Source organism: Methyloglobulus sp. (assembly GCF_046714055.1).
In the GTDB taxonomy this organism is placed as follows: Bacteria; Pseudomonadota; Gammaproteobacteria; order Methylococcales; family Methylomonadaceae; genus Methyloglobulus.
This window is the reverse complement of sequence record NZ_JBKKBJ010000103.1, coordinates 1-19129: the sequence shown is the minus strand read 5'-3', so window position 1 is coordinate 19129 and position 19129 is coordinate 1. Positions and strand designations below refer to the sequence as shown.

Below are 19129 nucleotides of genomic sequence, written 5' to 3'. Positions count from 1 at the left end.
GACAACTCTGAACAAGTGACCATCCGTCCTGCTTGTCGAAAGGCCAGGGGGCTCCGACAGGCTTCGCAACCTACACAATTTGGTGGATTACGCCGCGCCATACGCGGACGTGTAGGCTAGGTTGAGGAACGAAACCCAGCATTCGGTGCGCATTCGCTGGGTTTCCGCTAAGCTTCAACCCAGCCTACGCGCTACCAGTCCCGCGCCCGCCACCAATCCCCCTTTTTTCTCGGTTTCGTTGGGTCGTAGTAGATTCCAGTCAGCTTTCTTTTGAATTCATCGGTAACGACGCGGGCATCTTGTTTTGTTTTGACAACACGAGGGGTAATCAATACCACCAGTTCAGTTCTGTTTTCATTTCTTGTAGTAGAACCAAACAATGGGCCTATATAAGGCAATTCGTGTAAAAAAGGTATCCCACTCTTGATGAATTCATCGTTGCTTGTTATCAGCCCGCCTAATGCGAAAGTTTCACCATCTCTTACAGCAACCGTGCTTTCGATCTCTCTATTTCGAATGGTAGCAGTAGTCGTAACACCAACAGATGTTTCGGTATCCAATGGCTGAGGTACTACATTACTGACAATCTGACTGATATCCATAATGACCATGCCATTGGAATTGACTCTAGGTGTCACTTCTAAAGTGACACCTGTGTCCTTGTACTGTATCTGATTAGATTGGGCGATACTTGCCCCATCCGTTCCACCTGCGATGGGTACCGAGGTAGAGCTGGTTTGTAACGGTACCTGATCACCTACATTTATTTTCGCCTCCTGGTTGTTTAAAACCATCAGGGAGGGTGATGAAATAATTTTTACATTGTTTAGTTGAGATTGCGCATTTAACACTGCTTTGACGGAACCTGAGCTATAGATAGCGCTCAAACCCCCTGTTGCTCCAGCTAGAGCGGCAACAGCGGCAGCGTCCCCTAGTTTCCCTGCAACAGAGCTAGGACTGCTACCGAGTCCTAGGCGGTTAGTTGATAAATACCACTGAATACCATACTGTAAATCATCCTTTAAAGTCACTTCGGCTATCGTGGCATCTATCAACACTTGCAACGGCATGATATCCAACTGCTTAATGACCGGAAGGATTTTTCCGTATTCCTGCGGTGTGGCGATAATAATCAAGGAATTATTGGCGATATCCGCGACAATTTTTGTGTCATTGTCAGCGGATCCACCCCCTGCTCTTGAACCCTCAGCCTTACTTTTTTTGCGTTTGACCGAGGTTTTGTCAGTTTTTTGGCTATTGTTGCTATCAAAAGAATCCTTATTGGTGACCTCCCCCGATTTTTTTCCGGCGGCCACTTTTGCGGATTTGTCCCTAGGTTGTCCGCCGGTAAAAATTTCATTCAGCGTACTTGCCAATTCCTCAGCATCCATGTGTTGTACCTTATATACATTGACGCCGCCACCCGCTTCAGTATTGGCCCTGTCCAGCCGGTAGATCCAGTTTTCAATATCCCGGAGATAGCTGGCCTGATGGGTAATGGCTAATACCGCATTCATGCGCTCAATGGCCAGAAAGCGGAAAAACTCACTGTCTTCCTTGCCGGATGAGGTGTTAAAAACAGTTTCCAGCTCGTCTATGATTTTGTCCGGCTCAACGTGGTTGAGGGGAAACAGGGCAAATGACCGGCCTCTCAATACATCAATGTCAAAGGTGCTAACCATATCCATGACCCGCGCCAGTTCGTCAGCTGTGCCTTGTACGACCAAGGTATTACGAGTGCTGTCTACATTCAGGATGGTTTTATCGTGAACCAAGGGTTTCAAAATGTCGGCGATTTCCTGGGCGGCGACATTCCGTATTGGAATGACCCGAGATTGGAATCCAGTGCTGCTGCCCACTATAGAGGAACTGTACAAAGCCTCTGAGGTGGGTTCGATGTGATATATTTTGCCGTCCTTAACCAAAGCCGCATTGTTCATGCGCAAGACCATTTCCAGGGTAGGCAGGAGTTCCGCTTTGCTAAGCGGTTCGGTTGTATTAAGCGTGACCTTGCCAACCACTTTAGGGCTTAGTACATAGTTTTGCCCAAGTATGTCGCTTAGTATGACTTTGGCGACTTCACCCAGGTCGGCATCGTCAAAATTCAGGCTGTAAGTGCCAGGGCCTCCGGTTTTGGTCTGTCTGTGAGTTTCCGTTTTGGGAGCAAAACGATCCCGGGCCGGATACATTTCGACCTTCGATTGCAGGGCACCGTTAACCGGCGTTTTGTTTTGCAGCTCTTGAAACACAACGCTGTCATCGAGCCTATCTGATTGTTCTTTGGCTACCGGCGTGAGCGGTATTTTGGTAGTCCGTTTGGGGCCCAGTAGCTCACAGCTAGTAAGCATTAAGCCCAAGGCGATCAAGTAGCCAGCCTTAATAAGGTTACTGAAATTGTTCATTATCGCTATTCTCGAAGTAAGGTTCACTGGATTCATCGGGGATAAGCTCAGGTTCGGGCACCTCTTCAGGCTCTGGCTCAGGTACGGGTTCAGGAGTGGGTATGGGTTGTTGTTGGCTGGGAACTAACGGCTGCCCGGGCTGGTTGGGTACGGGCGGCGCAATCAGCGATCTGCCGGCATTGCTGGCCAGCCCCTTCGGCTTAGGCTTACGCAAAGGCAATTCTTTTTGCTTACCGCCTTGGCTGACGACCACTTTGTCTTTGTGTATCTCAGTCAGTTTCCAACCGTCGATGTCGTTATCTTTGGTAATTTTCCGGTAATTATCTTTGGGGACTTTGGTGGCCGTCCGGCTAAATAATGCGTACAGATTCTTTTGGTAGGTATAAATCCCATTAAGCGCCCAGTTAAATGTTTCCGTTGCTTTCGCTATAGGTGTTGCCACAGGATCAGGTTCATTGACTGGCTTCCTGCCTTGAATGAACAGCGGCTTTGCTACCAGATCCACATAACTGGTTTCGGGTTGCTTGGTCAGTTGTATAGAAGGCAATCCTGCGACTGGCTTTTTTTCCTTATCGACGGCTTGAATGGATTCCAGTAACTGCTTCTGTGCGTAGATGGCATATAACCACTCGCAAACAATAATGAAGCACAATCCGGCGCAAAGGGCGGCGAGGAACTTGATCAGTTTCATGTTCATTGTGGCTGCACTCTCATGAAACCGATTGCCTGAAAATTGATGTTCAGTCCGTTGCTGGGTTCAATCTGGCGGGTCAACCTGTTTCGGACGTTGCGCATCGGCCTTATGTCCAACTGCTCGATAACAATCAGTGGGGTGGCAGTTTCCAGCTTGTACAGCACTGCCCGTAACACTTCAATGTTGCCGGTCATCCTGACACTGACGGTAATCCAGCTGAATTTATCTTTGTTATTGGGTGGAAGCACTTGGGTGCTGCTCAATTGTCCGCCTGCCTGTACGATGGCTTGTTTGATAAACTCCTGCATTTGTGCGGAAGCGAGGGCACTAGTGCCTTGATTGTTAAAATAGCCTTGTTCTTCGTGTTGCTGTTTCATTGCCTCAATATTGCCGACTACCGCATCTTTTCCGGCCAATATTTGCTCATATTTTTTCAGGGTAAACGCTAGGTTTTCTTTGGCTTCATTCAGTTCCAGCCCTTTGCTGATGATAGGCAAGACAACAATCAAACCGACCAGCAGCACCACAAAAACCAGAAGGCCTACAGCCAGCCAGCGCTGTGTCTGTGGATTATTGCCCAGTTCCATTTTTATCCCCTGCCTTGGTAATATCAACGGTAATTTGGAATCGTTCCAGCTTGGTCACATTATCACGGGTAACGGGCGAGACAAACTTTGCATTGGCAAAAAAATCAGACGCTTCCAAAACCGAAATCAGTGTTGAAGCGGCGGGTGATTCGCCCTGAACCTGCAATTGACCGCTCGCATACTGTGCATAAGTTAACCAAGTATCGTCTTTTATCAGTTTGCTTAAGGTGTCCAGTACGGCCACAACTGGGGGTTTTTCGGTTTTTTTCTCAATCAATTGTTTGGTTTCGTCCACCAATGCGTCAACTTCAGCTTGTAAGGCCTTGGTACTTTTGGCCGCTTTTTCGATAGCATCAATCTTTTCTTCTAAGGCTTGGACTGAACGGTATTCAAGCCAGACCGGCAAGGCCAAGGTTGCCACCATAAGCAATACCACCGAGCCAGCCAAGGCAGCTTGAATCAACTGTGCTGTCTTGTCTGTTTTTTCCCGCAACCATTCTGGTAACAGATTATAAGGTTCTTCGCTTTGCTCAAGGTCGTTGGCGAAAAGCTCATAATCCACAAATTTCGGAATCATGCCAAATGTCTTGAGGTCTCCGTAGAAGGTATCCAGCACTTCCCGGTTGGTAAGAACTAGCATAACCCTGATTTGTCCAGGCTCGTTAACTACATCCAGCGCTTTGACAGCATAGTAGGCCTGCTCCGCCTTAAATGGGGAATACCTGGATAAGTCGTAGGTAACCACTTGGTAAAGGTTTTCCTTGGCGGCGGCAGGCAGTGAGAGTTCTTTTTGAATGGCGTATTTTCTGGATAAGCGGAAAATCAGGCCGGCTTTTTGTAAACGTTCGTCGGCTGCCAGCATTTCCTTGTATTTTGACATTCCCAGCTCATCCCGATCCAGCTTTATAAGCGGTTCCTCACTACCCTCAAACCAGTAACTCAAGGCAAATTGATTTCCCTCCGGGCGTACAATGAGCGTGCCATGCCGATCGCTAATAAGCTGTTTAATCCTGTCTGGGATCAAAAAGCTAAGTTCGCGTTTCCACCAGCGGAAGAATTTTTTAAAATCCAGATCAATCGCTGAGTTCAGGTTCGGCATATTGTTTTACTAAAAATTCGCTCATTTCGTCGGTAAATAACGACTTTTCATTGGCAGGATTGCGTTGCCACTTTAAAACTTTGAAAGGAACTGACGGGATGCCATCAAATGCTACTGACTGGGTAGCATCTAATTTCGCAACTGTGGCAGTGACTAAAGCGCTGGTTTCATCAACCATCCGCGCTTCAGAAACAATCGTTACCGTCTCATTGGCACTAGCCCCCCCCCTGACCAGGCTAGCTGGAAATTCCGGCGCAGGGAGGCCGTTTTTCCCGCTCTCAAGTCTAGCCGCAACAAAACTTGCAATCAAGCTAGCATCCAAGCCAGGCACAATATTCAGGACGTTAGCTGAGGCTAGCTTAAGATTAACCTGCGCTTGGCCTGAATAAACGGTGATGAGGGGTTCAAGCCAATTGAACACGCGCCCGTCCATTCCTAAAACCATCTGTAGTTCTTCCACCGTTTGAAAAGGTTTGTTGCGTGGATGATATTTTAGCCCTGCGTCCCGGTATTCTTTTTTTTCCGCCCCTTCAATGTTAAGCAGGTCGTCCTTGTCGCGCCAATCAAGAATCGCGCCGATCAGTTTGGCTTGCAGGTCTTCCTCTACTGGCACCTGCGCTATAAGGCCCAGCAGCAAGGGCGGATCGGCCTTATTAATATCTATTTTACCGGCTTCTGACAAAAGCCGTAGCCGGATTTGAGTGTTGCCAAAATCCACTTGATAAATGTTGCCATCAGTGCGCCAGTGCTTATTCTGCTCGGGATGAAGCAGCATCATCTCGGCGACGGCAATTCCCGCTTCTGCCGCTGCTACAGCCCCGGCGTTATCCTTAATGCCGGCGACAATGGTTGATTCCCTGCGCATGGTCAGGGCAAAGCTGCCTGCCATGATGGTTAACAGGCTTAATATCCATAAAACAAGCACCAAGGCAAAGCCTTTGGGTCTGGATTCTACCTTAGAACGGCTGATTTTCCTATCATTCTGCTGTTGAGGTGGACGAATATTCACTGTTCCCCTTCTATCGCAGCAGCCTCTGCTGCCGCTTGCCCTTCATCGGTCAACAAATTGTTGGATAGTCCGACTGCCTTGAGTTCAACGATCATTTCCGGCCAGAAGCTACCGTCATCGCGCCCTATCTTGATTTTGACCAGACGGGGCGGCGTTTCCTTCTCCAGCCAGTCGTCCTGCCATAAGCCCTCGGGTTGGGATTCGTCCAATCCGAAGTAACTGAATGAAAAATTGCGGACATGCCGCAACAAGGTGATTTCTTCCTTGCGCCATTCTTCGCCCTCTGCCACCGGATAAAAGGGTGTTATAGAGACTTGGATAAGCTGTCCGTCGCCGTCGTTAATCAATTTTAAGGAAAACAGTTGTAGTCCTGATTTTTTGGCGCTGGCCGGAAATGCTGAAACAAACTGCAACTCCTGGCTTTTGCCCCGAAAAGCAAAGACCTTGTTCTCTTCAGAAAAATCATCCCACAAGGGTTTTGCAGTGCTTAGGTGATGTTGGAAAAATTGATAAACGACTGCGACATCGTTGACTTCGGTGATTTTGTCTTCGCCTTTTTGCCAACTATCTGCGCAAATTTTCATGCTGCTGAACAATAAGACAACCATGATACCAAGCAGCGTCATGGCAATAAGCACTTCTATCAGGGTAAAACCCGCATTAGCTTTACGATGCAGCATTGTCTTTTGCGGCCAGCTTTAAGGTGGTTAACTGAATCTGGCGGCCGTCGCTTTCGCCATTTCCCCACACTACCGTTACGTTGACCTTATAAAGCTGTGCAGCCACATTTTTTGGGTCGATACTTTCGTTGCTCAGAAAATAGGGGCTTACGGTTAGCGACCACTGGTATTTTTTATTTTCCACGCCGGAACTCTGATGATCCTTTAGCGGTACTTCCGATCCCGTTTTGGCTATGAGCGATTCAGCGATTTGCACGGCAATCGTATAATCCTCGGCGACCATAGCCGTATTGACACCGCCGGAAAATATTCTTAGCAAGATACCCAAGGACAATGCCAGGATCGAAAAGGCAATCAGAATTTCCAGTAGCGAAAAACCCTGTTGCTTTGTTATCTCACTTGTTTTCAAGTTCGACCTGTCCTGTTAACCAGTTGATGTCAATTTGCCAAGTGACGGAGTTCCTTTCCAGTTTGATCCGTCCACCGCTGGATGAGCCGTCGGGGAAAAACCGTATGTTGGCCATGCCTTTCCCGGTCAGTTCTTCTTGGGCCGTGACGACAGTAAGGGCTATGGTGTCAGGGATGGTAAACACCTTGTCCCGGCCACTGACGGTATAGATGTTTTCGTTAAGGTCAAAATTCACCGTCGTTTCCTCGTTGGTGATGAGTGCCTGGCCTTTGGCAAACCTTAAGGCAGACACCAGATCCCTGGCAGTGGATTGGTGTTCTGTAGCATCGTTTCCTGAGGAAATATTGAGTCCAATGACCGAAAACCCCAAAATCACAACAAACAACACCAGCAGTAATTCCAGCAGGGTGAAACCTTTGCTGGAGGTTGGAATAATGCCAGTATGCTGATTTTTTGTTACGATGTGCTTAATAATAGTCTCGGAATTTCGCGGCTTCTTGGGATAAAACACTGTTACATCTTTTCGAAAGCTGATGGTTTGGAATTGGCAGAAACTTTCTACATCCTGCATTGCCGCTTTTGGGAAATTTCTCACCACGTAGAACACGAAGGACACGAAGTTTTTCTATTGTTTCTTCGTGTTCTTCGTGGTGAATGAGAATTCCGCAAACTTAGCTTTCCAAAATGCCCATCATTCCCAGCTATTCAGGTCTTGGTCTTCGCCTTCACCGCCTTCTTTACTGTCAGCACCCAAGGAAGACAGGTCGAACTTGCCATGCTCACCCGGGGAAGTATATTTATATTCCTGTTGCCAGGGATCAAGCGGAATTTTGGATTTTCGTAAATAAGGGCCATTCCAGCGTTGTGCGCCGTCAGGGGATTCGATCAAGGCATTCAAGCCTTGCTCCGAAGTGGGATAACTGCCGACATCGAGCTTATACATATCCAGCGTCTGTGAGAGGTCTTCAATTTGCACCTTGGCCGCTTTGACTTTGGACTCGCCCATGTGTTTCATCACTTGTGGCCCGACTATCCCGGCCAGCATGGCAATAATGCCGAGTACGACCAATAATTCCAGCAAGGTAAAACCTGTTTGTTTGCGGTTGTTGAATTGTTTCATAGCCAAGTTCCGTTAAAAAGCCAAGTCGTTAACGCTCAATATAGCCAGTAAAATTGACACAATAATGCCGGCGATCATGAGTCCTAAGGTGATGATTAAAGCGGGTTCAAGCAGTGCCAGCAGCCGTGTTATGGATACCCTGAGCTGTTTATCATATATCGTAGCGACGCGTATCAACATTTCTTCCAAGCGGCCAGTTTCTTCGCCAATTTTGATCATTTGCATGGCCATTTTGGGGAAAATTCCTTTGTCTTGTAAGGCATCAGACATGTGTTTGCCCTGTTTTAACTGCTCCTCGGTATCCTGGATGGCATCCGCCAACACCAGATTGTCCACGGTTTCACGCACAATAACCATTGCGGAAAGTATGGAAACCCCATTGCCCAATAAAGTTCCCAGTGTCCTGCTGATATTTGCTGTCTCCTTGTTCAGTATAATGTTTCCGGCTAGCGGAAGCTTTAAAAATAGGCCGTCCCAGACTTTTTTCCTGACCGGGTCTGCCATTTGTAAACTCATGTAACTGGATGCCAGAACTACCACGCCAATCAGGATCCACCAGTATTTTTGCAACCACTCCGCCAACCCGACTACAATTTGCGTTGATACCGGTAACTCCTTGCCTGCACTTTCGAACATTTCAGTGAATTGCGGCACCACAAAGGTTAGCATCACAAATAATGATGCTAAAGACATGGTCAATAAAATAGTAGGATAGATTAAGGCCGTGCTTACGGTATCCTTCAGTTCACGGGAGCGTTCCAGATATTCTGACAGCCGCGCCAGCACTTCACCCAAATTACCGCCTGCTTCACCGGCGCGTAGCATATTCAAATAGAACTTGGAAAAAATACCCGTCTGCTTTTCCAAGGCATCGGCCAATGACGAGCCGCCTTTGACTTTCTCCAGGACTTTTCCGATCAATTTGCTCAAGCGCCCGTTATCGTCAGTCAGGTCGATCAATACTGATAATGACTTGTCCAAAGGCAGGCCTGATTCCAGCAAGGTTGCCAGTTCGCCGGTAAACAGGCCGATGTCTTTTTGCGATAGTTTGCTTTGTTTTCCGCCCAAGCTTAGCCCTAAAAATGACCTGCTTGTGGCTGGCACTACACTGATCGGTATATAGCTTTCTGATTGCAAGGCCGAAATCAGCGCTTGTTCATCGACGGCATCCCTAATGTTTTCCTCGGTTTCACCGGAACTATTGATGACTCTGTACTTGAACAATGGCATTCCGTGTTTCCGTTCAAGTTTCCGAGGTTACGCGCATGACTTCTTCTATCGTAGTGACACCTTGGATGGCTTTGGTCAGGCCATTCTCAAACATGGTTGACATGCCTTCTTCGATGGCAAGTTTTTGGATAACGCCCACTTCTTCATGCGCCATGATTAGCTTACGAAGGGGATCGGTCATTTGCAGGAATTCGATTATCGCCATTCGTCCACGGTAACCCATACCGCCACAAGACGCGCAGCCCACTGGCTTGTATAAGGTAATATCGCCTTCAGGGGAAAATCGGCGTAAACGCAGTTCCTTAATCAATTCAGGTGGTGCCTGATAAGGTTTTTTGCAGTCTGGGCACAGCTTCCTCACCAGACGTTGCGCCAATATGCCATTCACAGTGGAAGTCAGCAGGTATTCTTCCAGCCCCATGTCCAGCAAGCGGGTGACACCACCTGCGGCATCATTCGTATGCAGGGTTGACAGCACCAAGTGACCGGTGAGGGCAGATTGCACCGCGATCCGCGTCGTTTCCAGGTCACGCATCTCGCCAATCATGATGACATCGGGGTCTTGGCGGACAATGGAGCGCAACGCCGATGCAAAAGTCAGGCCGATCTGCGGTTTAGCCTGGATTTGGTTAACGCCTTCCATTTGGTACTCCACCGGATCTTCAACGGTGATGATTTTCCGTTCCGAGGTGTTCAGTTGCTTTAATGCGGCATACAGGGTGGTGGATTTTCCGCTACCGGTGGGCCCTGTAATCAAGATAATACCGTGTGGCTGTGACAATACTTCAATAAATTGCTGCAAATGCCGTCCGGCAAAACCTAGGGCGGCAAAATCGAACACCGTGTTTTCTTTGTCGAGAAGCCGAATGACGACGCTTTCCCCATACATGGTCGGTATCGTCGAAACCCTCAAATCCAGTTCTTTACCTAACATCTGCACTTTGATGCGACCGTCTTGCGGTAGCCGCCGCTCGGCAATGTTCAGCTTTGCCATAATTTTAATACGGGAGATTACTGCGGCGGTTGACTTGACCGATGGCGCATCAATTTCCTTTAGCACACCATCCACGCGTAACCTGACCTTCAAAGTTTGTTCAAAAGGTTCAATGTGGATATCTGAGGATCGGGTTTCTATCGCCCGTTGCATAATCAGGTTAACCATTTTGATGACTGGCGCTTCACTCGCCAGATCTTTCAGGTGTTCCAGATCTTCCTCGCCAATGTCGTCAACATTCAGGTCATCGATGGTCTTTTCCATAGCCGAACGGCCTTCGCCGTATTGCACTTCCAAGGCTGCGTCTATTTCTGAAAGCAAACCCACTTTGGCGACGATATTTTTTCCCGTTACCAGCTTTAATGCGTCTATGACGAATTCATCTTCGGGATCCATCATAGCAGCCGTAATCGACTGTCCGTCCTGTCCCAAACCGATCACATGGTATTGTTTGAGAAAACGTAAGGGCACGCTTTCAGGGAGTTGCATTTCCAGCGGATACTGTTCCGGTTTTACTTTTTCGAACTGACCCGATTCAACAAAAGCATCGGCGACATCAAGTTCTGAGCATAAACCCAATTTCACCAGTAATTGGGGTAAGCTTTCTGCCACCGATGTTTTTTTTACCCGTTCGACTTTTTTCAATTCCGAAGCGGATAACTTGTCCCGTTGCTTAAGAATCCCGAGTAAAGCGTGATAGGGTTCAGCTTGCTGTGTCATGTAAGTAGCGTTTTTTCAGTGTTTTGGTGGTTAGATAACAATGTGTTTGCTTGGTCGATAATTGTAAGTTCGTCTATGTCCCTTATCGAGTAATCCTCTTTGTTGAGCTTGTAAGGATTGACGGTTGAATGGGACTTAATCACCTTGTTTATATCCGTTTGATAAGCCTGCCTGATGGGTGTAGGGCCAAAAATCGTAATCGAAGGCTTGTTTAATGCCCAAGCCATGTGGGTTGGCCCAGTGTCGTTACCTATCACTAAATCTGCCCTGGCGACCACTGCTTTCAAGCCATTCAAATCCAATTTGGGCAACATTGTAATATTAGCACATTGCCTAGACATCCATTCCGCTTTGATTTTTTCCTGTCCGTTGCCCCATACGACTAGACAGTTTTCCTGTAACGCACGGGCTATGTTCACGAATTTTTCAGGGGGATAGTTTTTGCTTTCCCAGGTCGAGCCTATGACAAACACAATCGTGTTGCGGTTGATTGAAAAAAACCCGTCAAGTTGCGGATTGGCATTCTCGGCGTATAAAAAAGGTTTTTTACTGAGAATTTGATCGCTGGTAATTTTAAAGCCAAGGGGCGTCGATAGTACGTAAGCATTCCGGTCGATGGTGTTTTCATGATAAGCACAAGTTACTTTTACATCATAAAACCAGGACGCGGTTTTTTCCCTGATGGAACCCGCATCGAATCCTGCTACGCGTTTGCCCAGCAGTCGGGCGGTGACAGCCGATTTAATAAGCCCTTGGGCATCAATGACCAGATCATAATGATTCTTGGCATAGTGGCGAATTTTTTTTATCTCCTGAAAAATCGCCAGTTTATTTTTTTTTAATGCTTTGAGATTTACGGTGAATATGTGCGATATATCTGGGTTGTTTTGCAAAATTCCGGCAAACCGATCTTCCACAATCCAGTCAATTTGAATGCCAGGCGCATTTTGCTTGATGAACTGTAGCGCAACCATGGCATGAATAATGTCCCCCAAAGCGGAAAGTTTGACAATGGCTATGCGCATGGATAGTTTTAGTCGCCAATAAGTTCAAGAATTTGTTCGGGTCTTATTCCGGCCAAGCATTGGGTGTGGTCTTTATGACCGACAGGATATAAAGGGCAAACACGCTGCCGACAAGGCGCACAAGGGAGATTTAAAAACACGGTTTGGCCTTTTTTGCAAAGTGGTGGTGCCAATTCAGGTGGAGTCGATCCATAAATAGCGATGACATTTTTATCTAATGCTGCAGCCAAGTGCATAAGCCCTGAATCATTGGCGACAACAGTATGAGCTAGCGACATTAGGTCAACCGCTTCGGTTAGGGAGGTATGTCCGATAAAATCCCGGCATTGATGTTGGGTTGCCTTATTAATGGCCACTGCCGCTTCTTTATCTTTCGCAGCACCTAGCAACCATACTTGCCAGCCTTGCTGGATTTTTGCCTCAGCAACCTTGGCGAAATACCCTGGTGACCAACGTTTGGATGGACCATATTCAGCGCCAGGACACAAGGCGAGAATTTTTTCAGTCAGTGCTAAGCCAAATTTCTGGATAACAGCTTCCTGACCGGCTTTGTTGGCAGGAAGGCTTGGCTCTTGATAGCCGGGAGGTTGCGGGGCGTTTTTAGGTAATCCCAGGGCAACGAAGCGCTGCACAGTCATCGTAAGTGCGTTTTTTTCCAACCGTCTTATATCATTGAGCAAGCCCCAGCGGCATTCGCCCCGGTATCCGGTGCGCAGGGGGATATTGGCAAAAAACGGGATGAGTGCCGATTTCCATGAGTTTGGCAGAATAATGGCTAGCTCGTACCGTTCTGCCTGTAATTGCCGACCGAGTTTGATTCGGGTCATCAAGCCAAACTGCCCACGATTCAAAGGGATGACGATTGCCTTTGAAACTTCGGGTATCCTGTCCAGCAAAGGTAACGGCCAAGCGGGAGCCAGCACGTCAATAAGGCAGTCTGGAAAAGATAGTTTGAGAGACATGAACAGGCTTTGCGCCATGATCATGTCGCCAACCCAGGATGGCCCTACAACTAAAATTTTCACTAGGTCATTCGAGCTTTTAGACCACGTAAGTCAGCCATTCAGCATGATCGGCTCTGCGTCCATGTACGTAATCAAAATACAAGGCCTGCAATTTTTCCGTAATCGGGCCACGGGAGCCATTACCGATGATCCTGCCATCATATTCCCGGATCGGCGTTACCTCCGCCGCAGAACCGGTAAAGAACGCTTCATCAGCAACATACACTTCATCACGGGTAATGCGTTTTTCGATAACTTGCAAGCCTTGTGCGGCAGCAATCGTCATAATTGTGTCGCGAGTAATGCCTTCCAAGGCAGAGGTGGTTTCCGGTGTGTACAGCTTCCCATTACGGACGATGAACAAATTCTCACCGCTACCTTCGGCAGCATAGCCTTCATGATCCAGTAATAATGCTTCGTCATATCCTGTAGACAACGCTTCCTGCAAGGCCAATATGGAATTGATGTAATTGCCATTCGCTTTGGCTTTGCACATCGTGCTGTTGACATGATTACGGGTATACGATGACGTGCGGATACGGATGCCTTTTTCCATATTCTCAGCGCCCAGATACGCGCCCCATGTCCAGGCAGCAACCATGACGTGAACTTTCAGGTTGTCGGCCCGCAATCCCATGCCCTCGGAGCCATAAAAGCACATCGTACGAATGTATGCCCTATCCAGCTTGTTTTTGGCGATTGCTTCCCGCTGCGCTTGATTGACTTCATCCTTATTGAACGGCATGGGCATGTTCATGATATGGGCTGAACGGAACAAGCGGTCGGTATGTTCCTGCATTTTAAAAATGGCGGTGCCTTTTTCAGCATGATAAGCACGCAGCCCCTCAAACACGCCGCAGCCATAATGCAGGGTATGTGCCAGTACATGGACTTTGGCATCCCGCCATGCAAGCCATTGCCCATCCAGCCAGATAAAGCCGTCTCTATCGTCCATAGTCATCATTCATTCTCCAACCCTTAATATTTCACAATTATTTCAATTATCACTAGTTTCCATGACCTTATGCCAGATGTCTTCAACTTGCTTTTTCATCCCCTCAACCTCGCTCTCATCAATGATCGCCCGGTCGCCCTGAAGCACTTGCTTGTGCCCAGTGTCACGATAAGCGCAGTAAGCGGTTTTCAGTGTTGCCGCTTCGGCTTGGGTGATGAAGCCTTGTTGGGCTAAGCCTTCCAGTAGCCTGACATTATCGGTATCAGTCGTTAACGCTGCATGTTTTGCGGCGTGAGCTAAAGCGCCGAATTGTACTATAAACTCGATGTCAGCAATACCGCCTTTGCTTTGTTTCAAATCAAATTTGTTGGCTTCTTTGGTGTCGTGGGCGACGCGCATTTTTTCGCGCATGTCCCGGACTTCAGTTTTCAGTTGGGCGGCATCTCTTGGTAAGCTCAGGATTCTCTGGCGAATGGACTCATATATTGCCTTTAGGCGTGGATCACCTGCAATAAACCGGCCTCTCACTAAAGCTTGATGTTCCCATGTCCACGCCTGATTTTTCAGGTAATCTTCATAAGTGCTGATGTGCGTCACCAATAAACCTGAATCGCCGCTGGGCCTTAAACGCATATCCACTTCGTAAAGCACACCGGATAATAACTTGGTGTCCAGGATATGCCGGATTTTTAATCCCAAACGTCCATAAAATTGTGAGCAGGAAAGCGGTTTTGCCCCTGTAGTCATAGCATTGCCATCAGGACAATCATACAAAAACACAAGGTCAAGGTCGGAACCGTAGCCCAATTCAATACCGCCCAGCTTGCCGAAACCGATCACGGCAAAATTGATGTTCTCCTTGTCCGTGCCTGGAGGAAAGCCGTGTTTTTCTGTCAGCATTAGCCAAGTATATATGACACTGTTTTCAACAATGCATTCGGCTATATAAGTCAAATAATCACTGACGACCATGATGGGGATAGCACCCATAATATCGGCTGCGGCAACCCTAAGCACATTGAGATGCTTAAATTGCCGTAACACTATCATCAATTGTTCGAGATCCTGGATTTCGACAGAATCAACTATCCCTTTAAGTTGTAGGTTGAGATCATCTCTTTTCAGCGGCTCATATAGGGTGCGCGTATCCAGCAATTCGTCGAATAATACCGGATACAGCGCCAAGTAGTCACAAATCCATACGCTGGCAGAGGCGAGGCGGATTAATTGCTTGAGGGCACCGGGGTTTTCCGATAACAGGGACAGATAGATATTTCTGCCTGCGACTGCTTCAAATAGCTTGACCAGTCGTTTTAAGGTTTCATCGGGATTATCGACCTGCCGAGCCGACGCTATGAGTTGCGGGATTAAACGATTGACAACGCCCGCACCCTTGGTCGTCATACGCCGCAGTGTGGTCGAATTTTTGAAGTCTTTGATGGCTTTCAAGGTTTCATCGGTCTCCTGGAAGCCGAAGGTTTTCAAATTTTCCTTCAATTCGTCGTCATCGGCTATGCAGGCCCAGATCTTTTGGCTAGTTTTATTGCTGCCTTCCTGTCTTGATAAGGAGAAAACCTGACCAAAGACCGCATGGACGGCTGCCCTGACATCATCCAGTTCGGCTTTAAAACTGTGCCAATCCGAAAAGCCCAAAGAATGGGCGAGTATCACCCTGGCTTGTGCCGACGTAGGTAAATCGTGTGTTTGTTGATCCTGATATTGTTGGATATGGTTTTCCACGCGGCGCAGAAAGCGATACGAATGGTTTAGTTGGTCTGCGTCCGCTTGCGGCAGCAGTTTCAGCTTACTTAGGATGCTTAATACATCCAGGATTCCGCGTGTTTGCAAGGTTTTTTCATGACCGCCGCGAATGAGCTGAAAAGCCTGCCCGATGAATTCAATCTCGCGGATGCCACCCGGCCCCAGCTTGATATTCTCCATGCGATCCTTGCGTTTTAATTCCTGGGTGATTTGTAATTTTAATCCACGCAACTCTTCAAATGCGCCGTAATCTAGGTAACGCCGGTAAACAAAGGCTTTCAGCATGGCCATTAGCTGAGCGCCCGTTTTAAAATCACCGGCGACTAGCCTTGCTTTAATCATGGCATAACGCTCCCATTCCCGAGCCTGGGTTTGGTAATAATTCTCCATGCCGTCGAAGGACATGATTACCGCGCCGCTATCGCCGAAAGGACGTAAGCGAATATCGGTGCGGAACACAAAACCATCCACGGTGATGTCATCCAGCACCCTGACCAGATTTTGGCACAGGCGGGTAAAAAACTCGCCGTTGCTGGTGGACTTTCGGTCGGGCAGTACGCCTTCCTCGGGATAAGCAAAAATCAGGTCGATGTCCGACGAATAATTCAACTCATAAGCGCCGAGTTTGCCCATGCCCAGCACTACGATCTTCTGTGGACTGCCATCGGCAAGTACCGGCGTGCCGCGTAGTTCGCAGGCTTGCTGGTAGAGAAATGCCAGCGCATACTGAATACAGGCATCGGCAAGCTGCGATAAATCCATCAGCGTTTCCGCCAAATCCGCCCAGCCCGCCAGATCCCGCCAGGCAATCCTCACCATTTCACGGCAGCGGAACTGGCGTAGTTTGGTCATTAATTCGGCTTCATCTGCAATTTCCAAATTTGCCAGCTTGTTTTGATAGGTGAGTTCGGAATATAGGCCGTCCAAGTCGCCCGAATTGACCAGGTCAACCAACAGTTCGGGTTTACGGGTGCAACTTTCGGCAACGAATTCGCTGGAACACCAGACTTTGGGGATGGACTGGATTAGCTTGTCGGTTGTTTTGAGTGTGAGGTTATATTGATTGAGTTGGGTTAGCCAGTGTTCCAGGCTGGATTTGGCTGGGGCTTGGAGTTCGGGGGGGAGGGTTTGGAGTTGGGGTTCTAGGTCTTTGATTGTAAGCATTATGTTACGATTATTGCTGGTTATCTGGGGATGTTTCGTCTACTTTGGCTTTGCTTTGTTGGGTAATCTATAAAGCTTTCAACTCAGCCTACTCGACTTATATTGTTGATGGGTCAATATTATACTTCGATTCAAAAACCAGAAGATCAGAAGGATTCTTGTTAAACTCACCAGTCAACGTATCGTCATAAATATAATTTATCCTCAGCCAACGATATCCAACATGGCTATTGAAAATAGGAAAAAGTATTGCTAGATTGATGATGGTCAGCCATCCCATCTCCGATCCAAACGCTACCCTCGGGAATTTGTTCGTCAGTCAGTTTTGCTTCCATTGCAACAATATCTTCACGAATTTGAAAGTCCATTTCTAGGCAAGAAATATAACTATTTCCGTTTAAGTAGGATAATGCTTTTGGGTCAATGAGAACACCTGCTTGGGCTAATCGACAGCATATATGCTTAACGTAATATTTGATAACATTATCACGCTGGTTTTGCCAAGCACTCTGAAATATGCTCGAAAATTGGAGTTGCTTTGTAGCTATGATAATCGATGAGTTGAAATGTATATATTCGATAAATTTGTCATACGCACGGTCAAATGGTTGACTTCGTGTGCCATTACACTTCTTGCACAAATTAGATTCAAACACTAATTCTTTTGATTTTGGCCCTTGCACTACTCGTTCATTGCCCTCAACAAATCGTAATAGAGCATTTTGAGCCTTAAACCAGCTATGACCAAATAACCTAACTATGTCTGTGCGTTTGTACTTATGTTCTCGTGAATTGTCAGTACTGCCGCACCACCAACATTCTCCATTGTAGTTATATCGCTGGATCATTTTATACCCTCTAGCCTTTGTCACTTCAATCCACAAGCTTCTCAGCCGGTATGACGAGTTTCGAAAATAGCCCTTGTTGCGGTTGATTTTAAAAGCTATTATCATATCTAGCACGCTTAAGTAAGCATGTGAAGAAAGTGCGTTCTTACAAATCACTTAACTTGGCGTTCAAATGGATGCCTTACCGCTTCGCCGCCTAATTCTGCGTTAGCTTTTAAATGGAGAGAACTATGAAGTTTCAACTTGTATTGCTTACCCTTATCATATCTGCGTCAGCAGTTGCTGCTGAGATACCTCTGAATGTCCCATCCGATCCGAAAGCACTATTTTTCGTTTTGGAGAAAGGGGGCAGTGAATCGGAGCGCACAATCGTAACAAAGAGAGTCGGATCAAGTGGCACCGGCTATTCTAAACGACTCTACAATTGCGCTGATAACACCGTGAAATATCTTGGCACTGGGGACAGCTTGGAAGCTATGAACAAATCTAATCCAGATCCAAAAATGGGTTCGATCTCTGAGGGTTCAATCGCATATTATGTTGGTTTTGAAGCATGTAAGTAGCAAGTAAGGCGGGTCAAGACCCGCCTTACAGTTTTGTTCCCAGTGTTATTAACACTCCAAATTTTGCCCTACCGCTAAAAATGTGTTCTCGAAAGCACGGTATGTTGGAGTTCGTTCCACGCTTCAACCTAAGAATTGCCCAGTTTTTTTATGATGGATTTTGCCAGATTTTCGTTGATTTCGGTGTGCCGAGGTATTGGCTGTGATTGTTTGGTTTGGGGATTGGTGTACCAATCGTGCCGCCCACCATTGCGGACGAGAACGCAACCCATTTTCTCAATGATTTGAATTAAATCGCGTCTTTTCACTTACGCAACTAATAACTCTTCGACTTTACGAATGTAAGGCACTTGACCCGATTCAAGATCAATTAACAAGTCTTTAAGGTTTTCGATTAGTTCCTCTTTAGTCATGCCCTGCGTTTGGTAGTCAGGGTATTCATTAAGAAAACCAATAAAAAACCCGTCATCTTGCCACGATGTATATTTGACTGCTCTCATAGGTGTCCTCGATGAAACAACGAATTTTGAAAATTAAACTAACCACGCATAGGTTACTACCAAAATAGTTATACTCACAATAACTAAGGTATTTCCAGCCCGTATCTAGTTAAGGAACCTCTGAACAACCCAAAGAAAAATTTATTGTTTAGATTGCAAAAGCCGTCACAGGCCTAAAACACCTGTATTTCCCTTTTGTTTTCACCCCTAAACCAGGATTTGTCCCGGTTTAGGGGGGGTTGCGGGCGCAGTTATCCTGCAGCCGCCAGCAAAGCCACCCTGGCTTGGCACAAGTTCGCCAACGCCATCAGCGAAAACACTTGCGCGGCATTCTTGGCCAGCCCCTTGTAACGGGTCTTGCGGTA

At 47.2% G+C, this 19129-nt stretch carries 19 protein-coding genes and 1 pseudogene; 1 reads left to right on the top strand and 19 read right to left on the bottom strand.

The features are described from left to right. Nucleotides 1-191: 191 nt before the first annotated feature. From gspD to ACLQ6D_RS06405, 16 genes are all read right to left on the bottom strand, one after another. Nucleotides 192-2402, bottom strand: a complete 2211-nt coding sequence (gene gspD / locus ACLQ6D_RS06480) for a type II secretion system secretin GspD (RefSeq protein WP_411726470.1) — start codon at nt 2400-2402, stop codon at nt 192-194. Next, nucleotides 2386-3099, bottom strand: coding sequence for a hypothetical protein (locus ACLQ6D_RS06475; protein ID WP_411726469.1), 714 nt, complete (start codon nt 3097-3099; stop codon nt 2386-2388). The genes gspD and ACLQ6D_RS06475 overlap by 17 nt, the downstream gene beginning before the upstream one ends. Next, nucleotides 3096-3683 (bottom strand): type II secretion system protein GspM, encoded by a 588-nt coding sequence (gene gspM / locus ACLQ6D_RS06470; protein WP_411726468.1) that lies wholly within the window; start codon nt 3681-3683, stop codon nt 3096-3098. Before gspM ends, ACLQ6D_RS06475 begins: the two co-directional genes overlap by 4 nt. Then, entirely contained in the window at nt 3667-4782 is a 1116-nt protein-coding gene (locus tag ACLQ6D_RS06465; protein WP_411726467.1) for a PilN domain-containing protein, read from the bottom strand. Before ACLQ6D_RS06465 ends, gspM begins: the two co-directional genes overlap by 17 nt. Next, nucleotides 4757-5791 (bottom strand): general secretion pathway protein GspK, encoded by a 1035-nt coding sequence (locus ACLQ6D_RS06460; protein WP_411726466.1) that lies wholly within the window; start codon nt 5789-5791, stop codon nt 4757-4759. The genes ACLQ6D_RS06465 and ACLQ6D_RS06460 overlap by 26 nt, the downstream gene beginning before the upstream one ends. Continuing rightward, complete coding sequence (locus tag ACLQ6D_RS06455) at nt 5788-6471, bottom strand: prepilin-type N-terminal cleavage/methylation domain-containing protein (protein ID WP_411726465.1); 684 nt, start codon at nt 6469-6471, stop codon at nt 5788-5790. The genes ACLQ6D_RS06460 and ACLQ6D_RS06455 overlap by 4 nt, the downstream gene beginning before the upstream one ends. Continuing rightward, on the bottom strand, nt 6458-6880 hold the full coding sequence (locus tag ACLQ6D_RS06450; protein WP_411726464.1) for a prepilin-type N-terminal cleavage/methylation domain-containing protein: 423 nt from the start codon (nt 6878-6880) through the stop codon (nt 6458-6460). The genes ACLQ6D_RS06455 and ACLQ6D_RS06450 overlap by 14 nt, the downstream gene beginning before the upstream one ends. Continuing rightward, entirely contained in the window at nt 6867-7496 is a 630-nt protein-coding gene (locus ACLQ6D_RS06445) for a GspH/FimT family protein (RefSeq protein WP_411726463.1), read from the bottom strand. The genes ACLQ6D_RS06450 and ACLQ6D_RS06445 overlap by 14 nt, the downstream gene beginning before the upstream one ends. A 75-nt stretch (nt 7497-7571) precedes the next feature. Beyond that, on the bottom strand, nt 7572-8000 hold the full coding sequence (gene gspG, locus ACLQ6D_RS06440) for a type II secretion system major pseudopilin GspG (protein ID WP_411726462.1): 429 nt from the start codon (nt 7998-8000) through the stop codon (nt 7572-7574). 12 nt (nt 8001-8012) lie between these two features. After that, nucleotides 8013-9230, bottom strand: coding sequence for a type II secretion system F family protein (locus tag ACLQ6D_RS06435; protein ID WP_411726461.1), 1218 nt, complete (start codon nt 9228-9230; stop codon nt 8013-8015). Between the two features lie 13 nt (nt 9231-9243). Further along, complete coding sequence (gene gspE / locus ACLQ6D_RS06430; RefSeq protein WP_411726460.1) at nt 9244-10944, bottom strand: type II secretion system ATPase GspE; 1701 nt, start codon at nt 10942-10944, stop codon at nt 9244-9246. Then, complete coding sequence (waaC, locus tag ACLQ6D_RS06425) at nt 10941-11969, bottom strand: lipopolysaccharide heptosyltransferase I (RefSeq protein WP_411726459.1); 1029 nt, start codon at nt 11967-11969, stop codon at nt 10941-10943. The genes gspE and waaC overlap by 4 nt, the downstream gene beginning before the upstream one ends. 8 nt (nt 11970-11977) lie before the next feature. Then, nucleotides 11978-12994, bottom strand: coding sequence for a lipopolysaccharide heptosyltransferase II (waaF, locus tag ACLQ6D_RS06420; protein ID WP_411726458.1), 1017 nt, complete (start codon nt 12992-12994; stop codon nt 11978-11980). Between the two features lie 16 nt (nt 12995-13010). Continuing rightward, a complete protein-coding gene (locus ACLQ6D_RS06415) occupies nt 13011-13934 on the bottom strand; it encodes a branched-chain amino acid transaminase (protein ID WP_411726483.1) in 924 nt (307 codons plus the stop codon). Nucleotides 13935-13970: 36 nt separating this feature from the next. Further along, the gene (glnE, locus tag ACLQ6D_RS06410) at nt 13971-16853 is read right to left on the bottom strand and encodes a bifunctional [glutamate--ammonia ligase]-adenylyl-L-tyrosine phosphorylase/[glutamate--ammonia-ligase] adenylyltransferase (RefSeq protein WP_411726457.1); all 2883 of its coding nucleotides are present in this window, start codon (nt 16851-16853) and stop codon (nt 13971-13973) included. A 227-nt stretch (nt 16854-17080) separates the two neighbouring features. Then, nucleotides 17081-17701: a hypothetical protein gene (locus ACLQ6D_RS06405; RefSeq protein ID WP_411726456.1), complete on the bottom strand. Its 621-nt coding sequence runs from the start codon at nt 17699-17701 to the stop codon at nt 17081-17083. Nucleotides 17702-17931: 230 nt separating this feature from the next. Between ACLQ6D_RS06405 and ACLQ6D_RS06400 the strand changes: the two genes are divergently transcribed. Then, the gene (locus ACLQ6D_RS06400) at nt 17932-18264 is read left to right on the top strand and encodes a hypothetical protein (protein WP_411726455.1); all 333 of its coding nucleotides are present in this window, start codon (nt 17932-17934) and stop codon (nt 18262-18264) included. A gap of 128 nt (nt 18265-18392) precedes the next feature. Here the strand turns inward: ACLQ6D_RS06400 and ACLQ6D_RS06395 are convergent, their stop codons facing one another. The 3 genes and pseudogenes from ACLQ6D_RS06395 to ACLQ6D_RS06385 form a co-directional block, all read right to left on the bottom strand. Next, the gene (locus ACLQ6D_RS06395) at nt 18393-18572 is read right to left on the bottom strand and encodes a type II toxin-antitoxin system HicA family toxin (RefSeq protein ID WP_411726454.1); all 180 of its coding nucleotides are present in this window, start codon (nt 18570-18572) and stop codon (nt 18393-18395) included. Then, entirely contained in the window at nt 18573-18764 is a 192-nt protein-coding gene (locus ACLQ6D_RS06390; RefSeq protein WP_411726453.1) for a type II toxin-antitoxin system HicB family antitoxin, read from the bottom strand. A 251-nt stretch (nt 18765-19015) separates the two neighbouring features. Continuing rightward, nucleotides 19016-19129, bottom strand: a pseudogene (locus tag ACLQ6D_RS06385) (IS5/IS1182 family transposase); the annotation flags it as partial.